This window comes from Magnetococcus sp. PR-3, assembly GCF_036689865.1.
In the GTDB taxonomy this organism is placed as follows: domain Bacteria; phylum Pseudomonadota; class Magnetococcia; order Magnetococcales; family Magnetococcaceae; genus Magnetococcus.
Window position 1 is genome coordinate 1 of sequence record NZ_JBAHUQ010000114.1, and the last position, 248, is coordinate 248.

Consider the following 248-nt stretch of genomic DNA (forward strand, 5'->3'; position numbering starts at 1 on the left):
CATCGACATGGTAACGGACAATGAGGATGGCAGCTACAGTCTGGACGGGCTGCAGATCATGCCCCCGGCTGACTCTAATGAAAACTTCTCTGTCGGGGTTGAGGTGCACTCCACAGATGATGAAGGCAATGATCTGGTTAGCCGCCTGAATGAGGGAAGCATTGACGTTGAGGTGAGCTCCGTTGCCGATGCGCCTGAACTGAATGCAGGTGATGTCACAGGTACAGAAGACACCCCCATTGCACTGG

At 54.0% G+C, this 248-nt stretch carries 1 protein-coding gene; it reads left to right on the forward strand.

Annotated elements, in window-relative coordinates; all coding sequences use genetic code 11:
• Positions 1 to 248 (forward strand): hypothetical protein (locus V5T57_RS20770; RefSeq protein ID WP_332893183.1); only part of this gene is annotated, 248 nt, incomplete at both ends.